Source organism: Streptomyces sp. NBC_00513 (assembly GCF_041431415.1).
In the GTDB taxonomy this organism is placed as follows: Bacteria; Actinomycetota; Actinomycetes; order Streptomycetales; family Streptomycetaceae; genus Streptomyces.
The window spans coordinates 1,286,984-1,300,501 of the sequence record NZ_CP107845.1 but is presented as its reverse complement, the minus strand read 5'-3'; the positions used below and the strand labels follow the sequence as shown (position 1 = coordinate 1,300,501).

Sequence of the window (13,518 nt, the reverse complement as noted above, 5' to 3'; positions counted from 1 at the left end):
TCAGAGCGACACCAGCGTGATCTCGGTGGCCTTCACGCTGGACCAGACGGAGGCGCCGTCGACGATGCCCAGTTCGGCGGCCGCCTCCGGGGTGATCTCCGCGACCAGGTCGGGGACTTCGACCGAGGCGACCAGCACGCGCAGTCGGCTGCCGGTCGCGGTGATCTCCCGTACGGTGCCGGGCCAGACGTTGCGCGCGCTTCCGCTCGGGCGGTCCCGGTACAGCGACACGGCCTCCGGGGCGATGATCGCGAGCGCCGGCGCCCCCTCGGGCTGTGCCTCCGGCACCACCAGCCGGCCGCCTCCGGTGAGGGCCAGCCCGTGGGCGGTGGTGGTGCCGGGCCAGGCGTTGCGGCCGAGCATGCGGGCGACCCAAGGGCTGCGGGGGTGGCGGGTGACCTCGGCGGGCGGGGCGTCCTGGAGGGTGTGGCCGTCGGAGAGCACGAGGACCCGGTCGGCCAGCGACACGGCCTCGACGGGGTCGTGGGTGACGATGAGGCAGACGCCGCCGAAGCCGGCGAGGTGGGTGCGCAGGGTGTGGCGGACGCGGGCCCGGGTGGTCTGGTCGAGGGCGGCGAGGGGCTCGTCGAGGAGGAGGAGCCGGGGTCGGGTGGCGAGGGCGCGGGCGAGGGCAACGCGTTGGGCCTGGCCGCCGGAGAGTTGGGCGGGTTTGCGGTGGGCCAGATGTCCGACGCCGAGGCGGTCGAGCCACTGCCGGGCCTCCGTACGGGCGCGGGCGCGGGGCGTGCCGTGGGCGCGGAGCCCGTAGGCGGTGTTGGAGAGTGCGGTGAGGTGCGGGAAGAGGGCGCCGTCCTGGGGGACCCAGGCGACGTGTCGCTTGTGCGGGGGCAGGGCGGTCACGTCGGTGTCGCCGAGGGTGAGTCGGGCGTGGGCGCGGGGGGTGAGGCCGAGGAGCGCGCGCAGGAGGGTCGTCTTCCCGGCGCCGTTCTCGCCGACGACGGCGATGGTGGTGCCGGGTTCGGCGTCGAGGGTCAGCCGGTTGAAGCCGGTCACCTCGGCGTGCAACGCCCAGCGGCCGTCGTCGTGCGCGGCGGCGTCCGGCGCCTGCGGAACGCGGGTCGCGGGGGAGTCCTCGGGCGCCGCGGGGGCCTCGACGTCCTTGCGGGCGACGGGGGTTCCCGTCCACCGCCCGCGCAGGGCGATCAGTACGCCCATGGCGATGGCGAGCAGCAGCAGCGACACGGACGTGGCCGCCTCGGGGCTGTCCTGGAGCAGCAGGTAGACCTGGAGCGGCAGGGTCTGGGTCTCGCCGGGCAGGTTCCCGGCGAAGGTGATCGTCGCGCCGAACTCGCCGAGCGCGCGGGCCCAGGTGAGCGCCGCTCCGGCGATCAGGCCGGGGGCCACCATGGGGAGGGTCACGGTGAAGAACACCCGGACCGGCGAGGCGCCGAGGGAGGACGCGGTCTCCTCGTAGCTCTGCTTCAGTCCGCCGAGCGCCCCTTCCAGGCTGATGACGAGGAAGGGCATCGCGACGAAGGTGGCGGCGACGACGGCGCCGGAGGTGTGGAAGGGCAGGGTGATGCCGAAGGCGTCCTCCAGCCAGGGTCCGAGGAGTCCGCGCCGGCCGAAGCCCAGCAGCAGGGCCACGCCGCCGACGGTCGGCGGCAGCACCATGGGCAGCAGGACGAGCGACCGGACGAACGCCTTCCCCTTGAACTCGACCCGGGCCAACAGCCAGGCCAGCGGTACCCCGAGGACGAGTGAGAGCCCGAGGGCCCAGAAGGACACGACGAGCGAGAGTTCGAGCGCCTGGACCACGTCGGGGCTGGTCAGATGGGCGGCCAGCTCGCCCCATTGGGTGCGGGTCAGGATGCCGACGAGGGGCAGCAGCAGGAACGCGACGGCGAGCAGGGCGGGGAGCGCCAGGGCCACGGGCGGCCTGACACGGGTACGGACTCTGGTCATGTGGGGTTCCTGGCTGGGGGCTTCGCCGGGTGGGAAGCGTACGGCGGCGGGGGCGGACGGCGCGGCAGCATCGGACGACACGCGCACGGGACTCGCGCACGTGACTCGCGGCCGGGTCACGCGGCCGGGTCACGCGCACGGGACACGCTGAGAGGGGCCGCCTGTCCCCCCGGACCAGGCGACCCCTCTCGGCATGCGGGCGCGGGGCCCGTTACGGCTTCTGGAAGCCCGCGTCCTGGAGGATCTTCTGCGCCTCCGGGGTGCTCAGCCAGGCGACGAACGCGGCCGCGGCGTCGGCGTTCTTGGAGCCCTTGAGCGAGGCGGCCGGGTAGGAGGCCACGGCGTTCTGGCCGTCCGGGATGTCGACGACGGCGACCTTGTCACCGGACTTGAGGGTGTCCGTCTTGTACACGAGACCGGCGTCGGCCTCGCCCAGCTCCACCTTGCCCAGCACGGCGCGGACGTTGGGCTCCTGGGAGACCGGCTTCACCTCGACCTTCTGGGCGTCGAGGATCTGCTTGCTGTAGCGGCCGACCGGGACCTCGGGCGCGGCGAGCACGACCTTGATCTTGGTGTCGGCGAGGTCCTTCAGCTCGTCGATCTTGAACGGGTTGCCCTTGGCGCTCGCGATGACCAGGCGGTTCTTGGCGATGACGGTCGGGCTGTTGGTCTCGGCCTTGAGGCCGTCCATCGTCTTGGTGTCCGCGGTGACCAGCGCGTCGGCCGGGGCGCCCTGCTTGACCTGCGCGGCGAGTTCCTGCGAGCCGGCGAAGGAGAACGTGACCTTCGTGCCCGGGTGCGCCTTCTCGTAGGCGGCGCCGGCGCTCTTGAAGACGTCGGTGAGGGAGGACGCGGCGAGGACGGTCAGGTTCGCGGCCTTGGGGGCGGCGGAGCCGGCGGAGGAGGGGGCGGCGCTCGGGGAGGAGGCCGACTCGTCCTTCTTGTCGTCACCGCTGCCACAGGCGGCCAGGACCGGTACGAGAAGGGCGGTGGTCAGGGCTGCGGCGACGGTACGACGGCGGTTCAGCGTCGGGGACATGAGCAGGAGCTCCTCGGTCGGGTCGGCGGCCGGCCCGGTGCCGGGACCGCGTGGTGGTGACCCGCGCCGGTGACGGGCGGAGCGGGTGGGGACGTTCGGTGGTGCTGAGCGGTGGTGCGGGGACCGCTGATCGGCGGCGGGTCGGTCGGGGACGCCGTGACCCGCCACGAGGGAGGGATCAGGTGCGGTCGATGTGCACACTGGTGGACTTCACGCGGGCGGTGGCCCGCATGCCGACCTCCAGTCCGAGCTCCTCGACGGCCTCACGGGTGAGCAGGGAGACCAGACGGTGGGGACCCGCCTGGATCTCGACCTGGGCGGCCACGTCGCCGAGCTTGACGGCCGTGACGATGCCCGGGAAGGCGTTGCGCGCGGAGGTGTGGGGCTCCTCGTCCTCGGTGTGGGCTCCCTGGCCCACCTCGACGGAGAAGGCGGCCAGCGCGCGGCCGTCGATCAGCCGGCGACCGCCCTCGTCGCGATGGGTCGCGACCCGGCCGGCGTCGGCCCAGCGACGCGCCGTGTCCGGGCTGACGCCCAGCAGACGCGCGGCCTGTCCGATGGTGTAGGACTGCATGGGCGACAAGGTAGGGGCACTTGTCCCGCATTTGCAATTCCATTGGGGCGATGTACATGGCAGATGCCATGGTGATTGGTGTTTCCGCCAAAAGTCGTTCCGACTTTCCCCGGGCCGCTCGTTAAAGTCGGGGCATGGCTGAAGAGGGATCGGGAACAGTTCGGGTCGACGCGTGGATCTGGGCCGTGCGCCTGACGAAGACCCGCTCGACGGCGGCGACCGCCTGCCGGGCGGGCCATGTCAAGGTCAACGGGGAACGCGCCAAGCCGGCGCAGCCCGTACGGGTGGGGGACGAGGTGCGGCTCTTCCACGCGGGACGCGAGCGCATCGTGGTGGTGCGGCGGACGGTCGCGAAGCGGGTCGGCGCCCCGGTGGCCGCCGAATGCCTCACCGACAACAGCCCGCCGCCGCCCACGCCCGTCGAGGCGGCCGTGGTCGGCATCCGCGACCGGGGCGCGGGGCGCCCGACCAAGCGGGAGCGCCGCGAGATCGAAACCCTGCGCGGTCGCTAGAGCGTCGGCGTGCCGGGGGGCTCAGGCCTTCCGGTACGCGTACGCCTCCTCGGCCGCGGTCGCCACCGCGTCCAGGGGGGCTCCGGTGGAGGCGGTCACCACGGCCGCCACCGCCCCTTCCAGGAACGGCGCGTCGACCAGTCGGCTGCCCTCGGGCAGTTCCTCGTCCAGCAGCAGTGACTTGACCGAGAGCACCGAGCTGCCGAGGTCCACCAGGATCGCGACACCCGCGCCCCGGTCCACGGTCCGGGCGGCCGTCACGATCAGCTCCGGGTTGGTGCCCAGGCCACCGTCGGGGCCGCCGCCGGCCGTCGCGACCAGGGCCGTCGCGCCGCCCGCGGCGAGACCGGTGGCCAGTGCGGCCACCGACTCCGCGACCTCCTTGCTGTGGGACACCAGGACGATCCCGACCAGCGGCTCGGCGCTCATCCGCGTGCCTCCGCGACCTCGGCCAGGGCCCCCAGCAGCAGCGCGGACGACGTGGCCCCCGGATCCTGGTGCCCGATGCTGCGCTCGCCCAGGTAACTGGCCCTGCCCTTGCGCGCCAGCAGCGGCACCGTCGCCAGCGCCCCGTTCTCCGCGGCCTCGCCGGCCGCGCGGTACGAGGTGGCGAGCGCCGCCACCCCGGGCACCAGCGCGTCCAGCATCGTCTTGTCGCCCGGCGCCGCCCCGCCGAGTTGGGCGACCGCGCCCACCCCCGCGTACAGGGCCTTGCGCAGATCCTCGTCGGAGACCTCGGCGGCGTCGCCCAGTTCCTTGCCGGTGCGGCGCAGCAGTGTTCCGTACAGCGGTCCGGACGCGCCGCCGACCGTGGAGATCAGGGTCCGGCCGGCGAGTTGCAGCACCGCGCCGGGCGTTTCGGCGCTCCCGGCTTCGAGCGCCGCCCGTACGGCGACGAACCCCCGCAGGAGGTTGCTGCCGTGGTCGGCGTCCCCGATGGGGGAGTCGAGCTCGGTCAGCCGGTCCGCCTCCCGTTCGACGACGGCCGCGACGGCATCCATCCAGCGTCGGAAGAAGTCTGCGTCACGCACCGGAATCTCCTCGCCTCACGTCCACCGGGGGCAGTCCTTCCACCACCCTACGGTCACCCCGGCCCGACGGCCCCCGAGACGGGGCACCGCGTGGCGCCCTTATTGGAAATGAAAACGATGTCCGATAAGGTCGCGCGGTGCGGCGGGAACCGACCGCGCCGCCGTCCGAGAGGAAGATCCGTGGGACATCCGCTGCTGGACGAAAGCCCGGTGGGCACGACGGGCGCGTGGCCCCACGACCCCGATCCCACCCCCTTCGCGCGCGTCCCCGCACCGGCCGGACCGCCCCGCTCCGTCGACGAACTGACCCGCCGCGTGTTGGCGGGCCGCCACGGACCCGACCCCCGCGGGCAACGGATCGCGCTCGCCTTCACCACCACCCAGGCCGTACGGCACGCGGGCCGCGCCACCGGCTACCGCAACGAGGTGCTCGGCCTGCGCCTGGACGAAGCCGTCGGATCCTGCGCCGTGGAACCGGGGACCCTGCCCGCCGGCGCCCTCGACGCGTGCGTCGGCGCGAGCGTCGCGACCCTGCTCGCGCACCCCCTGCTCCCCGTACGCGTCGCCGCGCTCGACGCCTACCTGATGCGCGCCCACCCGCACACCCCGGCCAACGGGGCCCGCCCCTGGCCGCTGGAGGCGGGCGGTTCGCTGAGCAAGTCCCGGGCCAGGGCCCGGGCGGTCGTCGGACTGCTGCCCGTGCGCCGGCTGCGCCGCGTGCTCGTCGTCGGCGTCGTGAACTCGCTGCTGGAACGACTGCGCGCCGAGGGCGTGGACTACCTCCCGTGCGACCTGTCGGGCGGCACCACCGAATGGGGCGAACCCGTCCACACCGACGCCGTCGCGCGGATGCACCACTGCGACGCCGTCCTCGCCTCCGGCATGACCCTCGGCAACGGCACCTTCCAGGCCCTGCGCGAGCACGCCGAGAACACCGGCAAACCCCTGGTGATGTTCGCCCAGACCGGCAGCGCCGTCCTGCCGCGGTTCCTCGGGGCCGGGGTGAGCGCCGTGTCGGCCGAGCCGTACCCCTTCTTCTGGCTCGACGGCGGCCCCGGGATCATCCACCGCTACGGAGGCACCCGATGACCACCGCGTCCCCGCCGCGCCGGCCCGCCCCGGTCGCCGCCAACCCCGAACTGCTGAGGCTGCTCGGCCGTACGCCCATGGTCCGCGTCCACACCCGACTCCCCCACGCGCACCCGGGATTCTGGGCGAAACTCGAAGGTCTCGGCGCGGGCGGCATGAAGGCGCGGGCCGCCGTCTCGATACTGCGCGGTGCCCGGCTGCGCGGCGAACTGCTCCCGGGCGCGCCGGTGATCGAGTCCACCTCCGGCACCCTGGGCATCGGCCTCGCCTTCGCCGGGCAGGCCCTCGGCCATCCCGTCGTCCTCGTCGGCGACGCCGAACTCGAACCCTCGATGCGGCAGTTGCTCCGCGCGTACGGCGCCGAACTCGAACTCGTCGACCGCCCCGCCCCGCGAGGCGGCTGGCAGGCGGCCCGCCTCGCCCGCCTCCACACACTGCGCCGAAGCCTCCCCGGCGCCTACTGGCCCGACCAGTACAACAACCCGGACAACGCGGCCGGCTACCACCGGATGGCCGCCGAGATCGTCGAACGGCTCGACCACCTGGACGTCCTCGTGTGCAGCGTCGGCACCGGCGGACACAGCGCCGGACTGCTCGGGCCGCTGCGTCGCCGCTGGCCCCGGCTGGAGGTGATCGGGGTGGACTCCGTCGGCTCGGCCATCTTCGGACAGCCCGCCCGCCCCCGGCTGATGCGCGGGCTCGGCAGCAGCATCCACCCTCGCAACGTCGCCCACCCGTCCTTCGACGAGGTCCACTGGGTCGGCCCGGCCGAGGCGGTGGACGCCTGCCGCAGGCTCGCCCGCGACACCTTCGTCAGCGGCGGTTGGAGCACCGGGGCCGTCGCCCTGGTCTCCGCCTGGGCGGCTCGCGCGGAACCGGGCCGGGTCGTCGCGACCGTCTTCCCCGACGGCCCCCACCGCTACCTCGACACCGTGTACGGCGACACGTTCCGCCGCGCGCACGGCCTGGACACCGCCACACCCGCCACCCGCCCCTCGGAGATCCCGCACCCGCACGCCGTCGAGGCCACCGGATGGACGCGCTGTCGCACCGTCATCGCCCCGGGGCACGCCACCCCCGCCCGGTGCGCGGCCGGGAGACCCGACCCGGCAGCGCCCGCCCCCGCGCGCGACGGGGTTCAGTAGCCGTAGACGCCGAGCACCGTCACGGCCGAGAAGATCTGCTCCCACACCTCGTGCTCCGGGCTGCCGGGGCTCAGGATCTCGACCTCCCGCAGGAAGTCCCCGATGCCGTCCTCGGCCGGGTAGGGGTCCCAGCACGCCCCCATGTACCGGCGGACGGCCTCCAGCAGCCGCAGGAACGTCTCGATGTCACGCGCGAGGGGGAGCGGTGCGCCCTCGCCGAGGTGTGCGAGGACCTCGCCCGTGTCCGGCCGGACCAGCACCCGCACGGACGAGGCGAAGCCGTGCTCGAACGACCCCAGGTGCAGCGGGCCGACGCTCTCCCCCTCCCGATCCGCCTCCGGTCCCGCCTCGTCGTAGCCCAGGGCGAAGGCCGTCACGCCCGCCGCCCAGTGGCGCGGCAGGCCCATGCCGACGAGCAACTCCCGCGTGGGGGCGTGCGTGAGCGCGGCGGGCAGCCGGTCGGGAGCCACCCGGACCATGGTGTCCCCGTCGAAGACCGCGTCCAGTCGGGCCGCGTCGAGCGGGGTCGCGGACGGCGCCGGGTCCAGGAACCACGGCTCGCCCACGCCCTCCTCCCACGAGCCGGCGTCGGCGCCCCCGGCAGGCCGGTCCGCGATCGGCGCCACCTCGCCGCGTTCGACGACGACAAGCCCCCTGGCCTCGGCGAACAGGAAACGGCCCCCGCCGAGATGGACGGGCTCCTCCCAGGTGCCGGGACACACCAGCCGCCGGCCGTCCTCGTCGCCGTCGAAGAGCGCGGGGCCCTCTTCCTCGGCCTCGTCGGCGCGTTCCGCGTACGTCCCGGCGCCGGGCGCCGGCCGCGGCGCCCCGGTGGCGAGGTCGAACCAACGGTCACCGGTCCACAGGGACCAGACCTTGAGCAGGGGCCCCTCGACCCCGTCCTCGCCGGCCCCGTCGGTCACCGGGTCGTGGACGTCGATGCTCCAGTCCCCGCTGAGGTTGGGCTCGGCGCGGTGGGCGCCGACCGGCCGCCACCAGGCCCACACCGTCCGCCACGGCATGCCGGGCTCGGCGGCGGCCGTCAGCTCGGCGTACGCCTCGCGCCCCAGCACCTTCGCGGCGAAGTGCAACCACGACGCGAACTCCGCCCGGGACACCCGCGCACGCCCGAACACCGCCTCGGCCTGGGTGAACACCTCGCGCCCCACACCGCCGGCCGCCGGTACCCGCTCGCGCACGCGCGCGGGACCGGCGGCCAACAGCGCCGAGGGGGAGGAGAAGAGAGCATCAAGATCGTCATCAGGCATGGGCACATGGTGCCGGCGCCCACTGACACCCCGTCGGCTGCTTCTCGCCGTACGACTGGGCGGAAGAGACGACCTAAGGGGCCACGCGTCCCGTACCCGTGTCCAGGAAGATCCAGTGATCGTCGGGCACCCCCGCCGGCGGCCCCGGAACCCGCACGGGACGCCGTTCCTCGCGCCAGGCCTCCCGGCCCACGGCCTCGTCGGCGATGCCGCGCCAGAACCGGGCGGCGCCCGCGTTGACCTCCTGGAAGGCAATCGCCCAGCGCCCCGGCCGGGACCGCAACAGCTCCAACGCCGCCCGCCGGCCCAGGCCCCGCCTGCGCAGCGCCCGTACGACGAAGAACGCGGAGATCGACGTCGCCCCGTCCTCCGTCGGCCGGGTCAGGACGAAGCCCGCCGGGGTCGAGCCGTGGGTGATCAACTGGACCGTGCGTCCCGGTTCGCTGAAGAAGAGGGGCAGTGGACGGAAGGCGAACCTGCCGTCGGGCCCCGGCAGGAAGTCGAGGAACTCCGACATGTCGTGCCGGTACAGCTGCGCCAACCGCTCCACCACGGGACGCAGTTCCTCGGTGACGGGAAGGAGCTTCAGGGGTGCTTCGTACGAGGTCGAGTCCATCCGCGGATTCTCGCAGGACGTCAACCCGATGATCGGTTGTCATCCGAGAGGAGGAACGACCAATCCACCCGTTCCCCGGCGCCGAAGACCGGGTGTGAGCGACAACGGCAGCACCATCGAGCGCGACGCCCAGGCGGCGCCGACAGTTCTGCCGTCCGGGGAGCCCGTCCGGACGGTGGCGGCCCCTCGGGGTCTCCCGTCGGCGACGGGTCACTCCGCGAGGGCCTCGGCGGCGCCGGGTTCCCCCGACCGGCCGGGCGCGGCACCCACCGGTGCTCCCGGCGCGGACCGCAGACCCCCCACGGGCCGCGCGAACCGCCGGCCCACGGTCGTGGTTTCCGCCGCCTGACCCACCCGGCGGCGCTGCCGCCACCCCCACACCGCTCCTTCCGTACCACCCCCATGCCTGATTCCCCCTGAAGTACCCCCGGATGATCCCAAGGAGAACAACCGTCATGATGGCTCTTCGTTTCCGCCGTACCGCCGTCGCCGTCGCCGCCGCATCGGTCCTTCCCTTCGCGCTGGCCGCCTGCTCGGACTCCGGTGAGAAGTCGAGCGCCGGCAGCGCCGCCTCCGAGCAGGCCACCCCCGGCACGGACGCCGCCTCCACGCCCGCCATGGCGATGGACGCCCCGTTCGGCCCGGCGTGCGCGGGTGTGCCGAAGGAGGGTGCGGGTTCCTTCGACGGGATGGCCAAGGACCCGGTCGCCACCGCCGCCTCCAACAACCCCGCCCTGTCCACGCTGGTCGCGGCCGTCAAGCAGGCCGGACTGGTCGACACCCTCAACAACGCGAAGGACATCACCGTCTTCGCCCCCACCAACGACGCCTTCGCGAAGATCCCGAAGGCGGACCTGGACAAGGTCCTCGCCGACAAGGCCATGCTCACCAAGATCCTGACCTACCACGTCGTGGGCCAGAAGCTCGCGCCCAAGCAGCTCGACTCCGGTTCCTTCGACACCCTGGAGAAGGGCAAGATCACCACGGCCGGCTCCGGCGAGGCCTACAAGGTCAACGGAACCTCCAACGTGGTCTGCGGCAACGTTCCCACCGCCAACGCCACCGTCTACATCGTCGACACCGTCCTGATGCCCAAGTAGCACCGACGCGCGCGAGGGTGCGCGCGAGGGACGAGCGCACGCCGTGCGGCTCCGGACTCCGGGGCCGCACGGCGCGTCTAGGACATCGGCAGGGCGAACGACTTGCGCTCCTCCAGGGCGTAGAGCAGAGAGCCGTCCGGGTCCGCGAAGAGGTTCAAGGCCATGCACGTGAACCGCCACGCGGGGCGTCCCGTGCTCAGCTCGACGGCCCGCAGTCCGATCGTGTCGATGTCGTACACGTACGCGGAACTCACCACCGGGGCGGTCTCCCCCCGGGTGAGGGTGTCCTTCCGGGTCTTCTCCGTCCATCTCCCGGCACCGGTGCGCGCGTCCACGCCGACGAGCCCGCGACCGCCCTCCGTGGCGTAGACGACCCCGTCGCGGACCGCGGGGATCCCGTAACGGCGCTGCCCCTGGGCGTTGTTCCCCAGATCGCGGTCCGCGCCGAAGGACCACGCCACGCCCCCGTCGGTCAGCCGCAGGGCCTGGAGGGCGTCGGCGCCGAAGTAGACGTGCTCGTCGTCCGCGGTGAGCCGGGAGGGCGGCGTGCCCGGGACGATCACGGTCTTGCTCCAACGCACCTTGCCGGTGGCCGGATCGTGCATGGACAGCGTCAGGCCGTCCATGGCCTGCGCCTTGCCGCACACCAGCAGCCCGTGCTTCGTCGTGTCGGCGACGAGGTAGACCCTGTCGTACGTCCCGGCGGGCGCCGGTGCCGGCCCGCGCCACAGTTCCTTGCCGGACGCCAGGCTCGCGGCCACCAGGAACCACCCGTCGCCCGACCGGGCCTTCGCGTGGAAGAGCACCATGTCGCCCCGCACGCGCAGCAGTTGGTTCCTCACCTCGCCGCCGTCGAACGCGGGAAGCGTCAGGACGGGCGGCTTCTTGTCCGTGAGCGGTTCCGGGACGGCGACGAGGGCCAGGGCCTTGTCGGCGTCCTTCGTCATGCGCAGGACGTAGGCCGCCTTGCCGTCGACCGCGACCCGCGTGTCGTGCTCGACGTCCGCGGACCAGTCGTACTTGCCCGTCTTCAGGTTGATGCCGGAGACGGCCGACGTGCCGGGAAGCACGAGAACGTCCCCCACCCGGGTCGGCGCCATACGGTGGCTGTCGTTCAGGCCCTCCTTCGCCCACAGCGCCGAAGGCCCGCCCGGCAACGGAGGCTCCGCGGTCTCCGACTCGCCCCCGCCCTGCGCGAGCCAGGCCCACAGTCCGCCGCCGGCGAGGGCCGCCGCGCCGGCCGCGCCACCACCCCACACGAGCAGGCCGCGGCGGGACACGCCGCCCGTCGGCACGGCCGGCGGCTCCGTCGTGGAGTTCGAGGCGGGTGCCGGGAGTCGGGCCGGCGGCGCCTCCCAGACGGCCGCGCCCCGCCGGGCGATGTCGGCCAGCACGGCGGGCGCGAGCCCGTCGGCGAAGACGCCGCCCTCGGGGGCGAGCCACCGGGCCAGCTCGGCCGTCGTGGGCCGCCGCGCGGGGTCCTTGTCCAGGCAGCGGGCGAGCAGCGGCAGCAGCCCCTCCGGGACGCCGCCGAGGTCCGGGTCCGCGTAGCGCACCCGGTACAGCAGGTCCGCGGCCTGACCGCCGCCGAACGGGCCGCGTCCGGCCGCCGCGAAGACCAGCACACCCGCCAGCGCGAACACGTCGCCCGCCGGCGTGTGGTCGAGTCCGCCCGCCTGCTCCGGGGACATGAACGCGGGGGTGCCGGTCGCCGCGCCGACGCGCGTCAGCCGCTCGTCCCCGAGGGCCCGCGCGATGCCGAAGTCGATGACCTTGGGGCCCTCGGCCGTGATCATGACGTTGGACGGTTTGAGGTCCCGGTGCACCACGTCGGAGCGGTGCAACTGGCCGAGCCCCCGCGCGAGATCGGCGCCCAGGTTCCGCACGCACACCTCGGACAGCGGTCCGCCGAGCCGGACGGCCTCGTCGAGCTGCGGGCCGATGACGTACTCGGTCGCCAGCCAGGGCGTCGTCGCCAGGGCGTCGGCCGCGACGACGCCCGCGCCGTACCTGCCGCCCATGACCCGGGCCGCGTCCGCCTCCAGCCGGAAACGGGTACGGAAGGCCGTGTCGGCGGCGATCCTGGCGTGCACGGTCTTCAACGCGACCGTCCGGCCGCGCAGTGAACGGGCCAGGTAGACGGTGCCCATGCCGCCGCTGCCGAGCCGGGCGAGCAACTGATGGTCGCCGAGGTGCGCGGGATCGTCGTGGGTGAGGGGCATGAGGGGGGAACGGTCGGCCGGGGCGGCGGGCATCGGGGTCAGTGCACCTTCTGGGCGGCCGGCGGGAACGGCGGGGGAGGGGTGGACTCGGTGGTGGCCGGCAGTTCGGCCGCGAGGAGCGCCGCGGACTGGGCGGCGAGCGCGGCGACGACCCGGCCCGGCAGCGCGAGCGGCCCGGCCGCGGCCGTCGCCGGAGCCGGCGCGCCGGGAGAGGCGTCGGCCGCGTGCCCGGTGAGTTCGTGCAGCACTTCCCGCGCCGACCGCGGCCGGTCGGCGGGCGTCGACGCGAGGCAACTTCCGATCAACCGCCGCAATCCCGGGGGCAGTTCGCTCTGCTCGGGCACGGTGTGGCCCGTCGAGGCGTAGGCCAGTACCGCGCCGAGCGCGAAGACGTCCCCCAGCGGCGTGGGCCGCCCGCCGGAAGCCTGCTCCAGGGCCAGACAGCCCGGGTCGAGGCCGGGCAGCCCGGAGCGGCGCGTCCCGTCGGGGGCGGCGGCCCGTACGGCGCCGAAGCACGCCAACAGTGGTCCGCCCGCCGTGAGCAGAACGGCCGCCGGCGACAACCCGGCGTGGGTGAACCCCCGGTCGTGCAGGTCGGCCAGGCCCTCGGCGAGGCCGGCGCCCACGTGGCGCACCAGGTCCTCGGGGAGCGGCCCGCCGTACGCGGCGAGCGCGGCCGGGAGGGGCAGCACGGGCGTGTAGGGAGTGGTGGACCAGGGGAATCCGGCCGTGCCGTCGACTTCCGCGACGGGGAGCAGGCGCGGCACGTCGAGCCGCCGTGCGCCCTCGGCCTCGATCGCCCACCGGGACGGGTCGGCGCCGACCCGCGGCAGACACAGGAGGACGGTCCGGTGGCCGTCGGCGGTACGGGCGAGGAACCGGCGCTCGGGCACGCCGCGTTCCGCGGATTCGGCGTCCAGGCGCGCCAGGATCACGTACGGCCCGATGCGTGACGGGTCGTCCTGACGTAGGCGTTCCATGCGCGAGGTCCCCCGG

The 13,518-nt window shown here is 74.2% G+C and carries 13 protein-coding genes; 4 read left to right on the top strand and 9 right to left on the bottom strand.

Annotated features, from left to right (window positions below; genetic code table 11):
• From OHA84_RS06220 to OHA84_RS06210, 3 genes are all read right to left on the bottom strand, one after another.
• Positions 1-1,926 (bottom strand): ABC transporter permease, encoded by a 1,926-nt coding sequence (locus OHA84_RS06220; protein ID WP_266972771.1) that lies wholly within the window; start codon positions 1,924-1,926, stop codon positions 1-3.
• A gap of 211 nt (positions 1,927-2,137) precedes the next feature.
• Positions 2,138-2,965 (bottom strand): molybdate ABC transporter substrate-binding protein, encoded by an 828-nt coding sequence (gene modA / locus OHA84_RS06215; protein WP_053681864.1) that lies wholly within the window; start codon positions 2,963-2,965, stop codon positions 2,138-2,140.
• Positions 2,966-3,143: 178 nt separating this feature from the next.
• Positions 3,144-3,539: a molybdopterin-binding protein gene (locus OHA84_RS06210; RefSeq protein WP_266972774.1), complete on the bottom strand. Its 396-nt coding sequence runs from the start codon at positions 3,537-3,539 to the stop codon at positions 3,144-3,146.
• Between the two features lie 134 nt (positions 3,540-3,673).
• Here OHA84_RS06210 and OHA84_RS06205 point away from each other — a divergent pair, with 134 nt between their 5' ends.
• Entirely contained in the window at positions 3,674-4,051 is a 378-nt protein-coding gene (locus OHA84_RS06205) for an RNA-binding S4 domain-containing protein (RefSeq protein WP_053681862.1), read from the top strand.
• Positions 4,052-4,072: 21 nt separating this feature from the next.
• Here OHA84_RS06205 and OHA84_RS06200 read toward each other — a convergent pair whose 3' ends face one another.
• Complete coding sequence (locus OHA84_RS06200) at positions 4,073-4,480, bottom strand: PTS-dependent dihydroxyacetone kinase phosphotransferase subunit DhaM (protein ID WP_053681861.1); 408 nt, start codon at positions 4,478-4,480, stop codon at positions 4,073-4,075.
• Positions 4,477-5,082, bottom strand: coding sequence for a dihydroxyacetone kinase subunit DhaL (gene dhaL, locus OHA84_RS06195; protein ID WP_199826615.1), 606 nt, complete (start codon positions 5,080-5,082; stop codon positions 4,477-4,479). Before dhaL ends, OHA84_RS06200 begins: the two co-directional genes overlap by 4 nt.
• Positions 5,083-5,385: 303 nt before the next feature.
• Between dhaL and OHA84_RS06190 the strand changes: the two genes are divergently transcribed.
• Both OHA84_RS06190 and OHA84_RS06185 read left to right on the top strand, forming a co-directional pair.
• Positions 5,386-6,171: a Rossmann-like domain-containing protein gene (locus tag OHA84_RS06190; protein ID WP_266974124.1), complete on the top strand. Its 786-nt coding sequence runs from the start codon at positions 5,386-5,388 to the stop codon at positions 6,169-6,171.
• Positions 6,168-7,316, top strand: coding sequence for a PLP-dependent cysteine synthase family protein (locus OHA84_RS06185; RefSeq protein WP_266972777.1), 1,149 nt, complete (start codon positions 6,168-6,170; stop codon positions 7,314-7,316). Before OHA84_RS06190 ends, OHA84_RS06185 begins: the two co-directional genes overlap by 4 nt.
• Here the strand turns inward: OHA84_RS06185 and OHA84_RS06180 are convergent.
• Both OHA84_RS06180 and OHA84_RS06175 read right to left on the bottom strand, forming a co-directional pair.
• Positions 7,310-8,584: an SUKH-4 family immunity protein gene (locus OHA84_RS06180; RefSeq protein ID WP_266972779.1), complete on the bottom strand. Its 1,275-nt coding sequence runs from the start codon at positions 8,582-8,584 to the stop codon at positions 7,310-7,312. The genes OHA84_RS06185 and OHA84_RS06180 overlap by 7 nt on opposite strands.
• Positions 8,585-8,657: 73 nt before the next feature.
• Positions 8,658-9,200 (bottom strand): GNAT family N-acetyltransferase, encoded by a 543-nt coding sequence (locus tag OHA84_RS06175; RefSeq protein WP_266972781.1) that lies wholly within the window; start codon positions 9,198-9,200, stop codon positions 8,658-8,660.
• A 455-nt stretch (positions 9,201-9,655) separates the two neighbouring features.
• Here OHA84_RS06175 and OHA84_RS06170 point away from each other — a divergent pair, with 455 nt between their 5' ends.
• Positions 9,656-10,300, top strand: coding sequence for a fasciclin domain-containing protein (locus OHA84_RS06170; RefSeq protein WP_266972783.1), 645 nt, complete (start codon positions 9,656-9,658; stop codon positions 10,298-10,300).
• A gap of 77 nt (positions 10,301-10,377) precedes the next feature.
• On the opposite strand, the gene OHA84_RS06165 is transcribed toward OHA84_RS06170, so the two are convergent.
• Both OHA84_RS06165 and OHA84_RS06160 read right to left on the bottom strand, forming a co-directional pair.
• Complete coding sequence (locus OHA84_RS06165) at positions 10,378-12,555, bottom strand: protein kinase (RefSeq protein WP_266972785.1); 2,178 nt, start codon at positions 12,553-12,555, stop codon at positions 10,378-10,380.
• Positions 12,556-12,560: 5 nt separating this feature from the next.
• Positions 12,561-13,502 (bottom strand): serine/threonine protein kinase, encoded by a 942-nt coding sequence (locus OHA84_RS06160; RefSeq protein WP_053681856.1) that lies wholly within the window; start codon positions 13,500-13,502, stop codon positions 12,561-12,563.
• Positions 13,503-13,518: the final 16 nt, after the last annotated feature.

Excerpts from the sequence above, each read along its gene's own strand:
- OHA84_RS06220 (WP_266972771.1), bottom strand. The coding sequence starts at position 1,926 with ATGACCAGAGTCCGTACCCGTGTCAGGCCGCCCGTGGCCCTGGCGCTC.
- modA (WP_053681864.1), bottom strand. The coding sequence starts at position 2,965 with ATGTCCCCGACGCTGAACCGCCGTCGTACCGTCGCCGCAGCCCTGACC.
- OHA84_RS06210 (WP_266972774.1), bottom strand. The coding sequence starts at position 3,539 with ATGCAGTCCTACACCATCGGACAGGCCGCGCGTCTGCTGGGCGTCAGC.
- OHA84_RS06205 (WP_053681862.1), top strand. The coding sequence starts at position 3,674 with ATGGCTGAAGAGGGATCGGGAACAGTTCGGGTCGACGCGTGGATCTGG.
- OHA84_RS06200 (WP_053681861.1), bottom strand. The coding sequence starts at position 4,480 with ATGAGCGCCGAGCCGCTGGTCGGGATCGTCCTGGTGTCCCACAGCAAG.
- OHA84_RS06185 (WP_266972777.1), top strand. The coding sequence starts at position 6,168 with ATGACCACCGCGTCCCCGCCGCGCCGGCCCGCCCCGGTCGCCGCCAAC.
- OHA84_RS06180 (WP_266972779.1), bottom strand. The coding sequence starts at position 8,584 with ATGCCTGATGACGATCTTGATGCTCTCTTCTCCTCCCCCTCGGCGCTG.
- OHA84_RS06175 (WP_266972781.1), bottom strand. The coding sequence starts at position 9,200 with ATGGACTCGACCTCGTACGAAGCACCCCTGAAGCTCCTTCCCGTCACC.
- OHA84_RS06170 (WP_266972783.1), top strand. The coding sequence starts at position 9,656 with ATGATGGCTCTTCGTTTCCGCCGTACCGCCGTCGCCGTCGCCGCCGCA.
- OHA84_RS06165 (WP_266972785.1), bottom strand. The coding sequence starts at position 12,555 with ATGCCCGCCGCCCCGGCCGACCGTTCCCCCCTCATGCCCCTCACCCAC.
- OHA84_RS06160 (WP_053681856.1), bottom strand. The coding sequence starts at position 13,502 with ATGGAACGCCTACGTCAGGACGACCCGTCACGCATCGGGCCGTACGTG.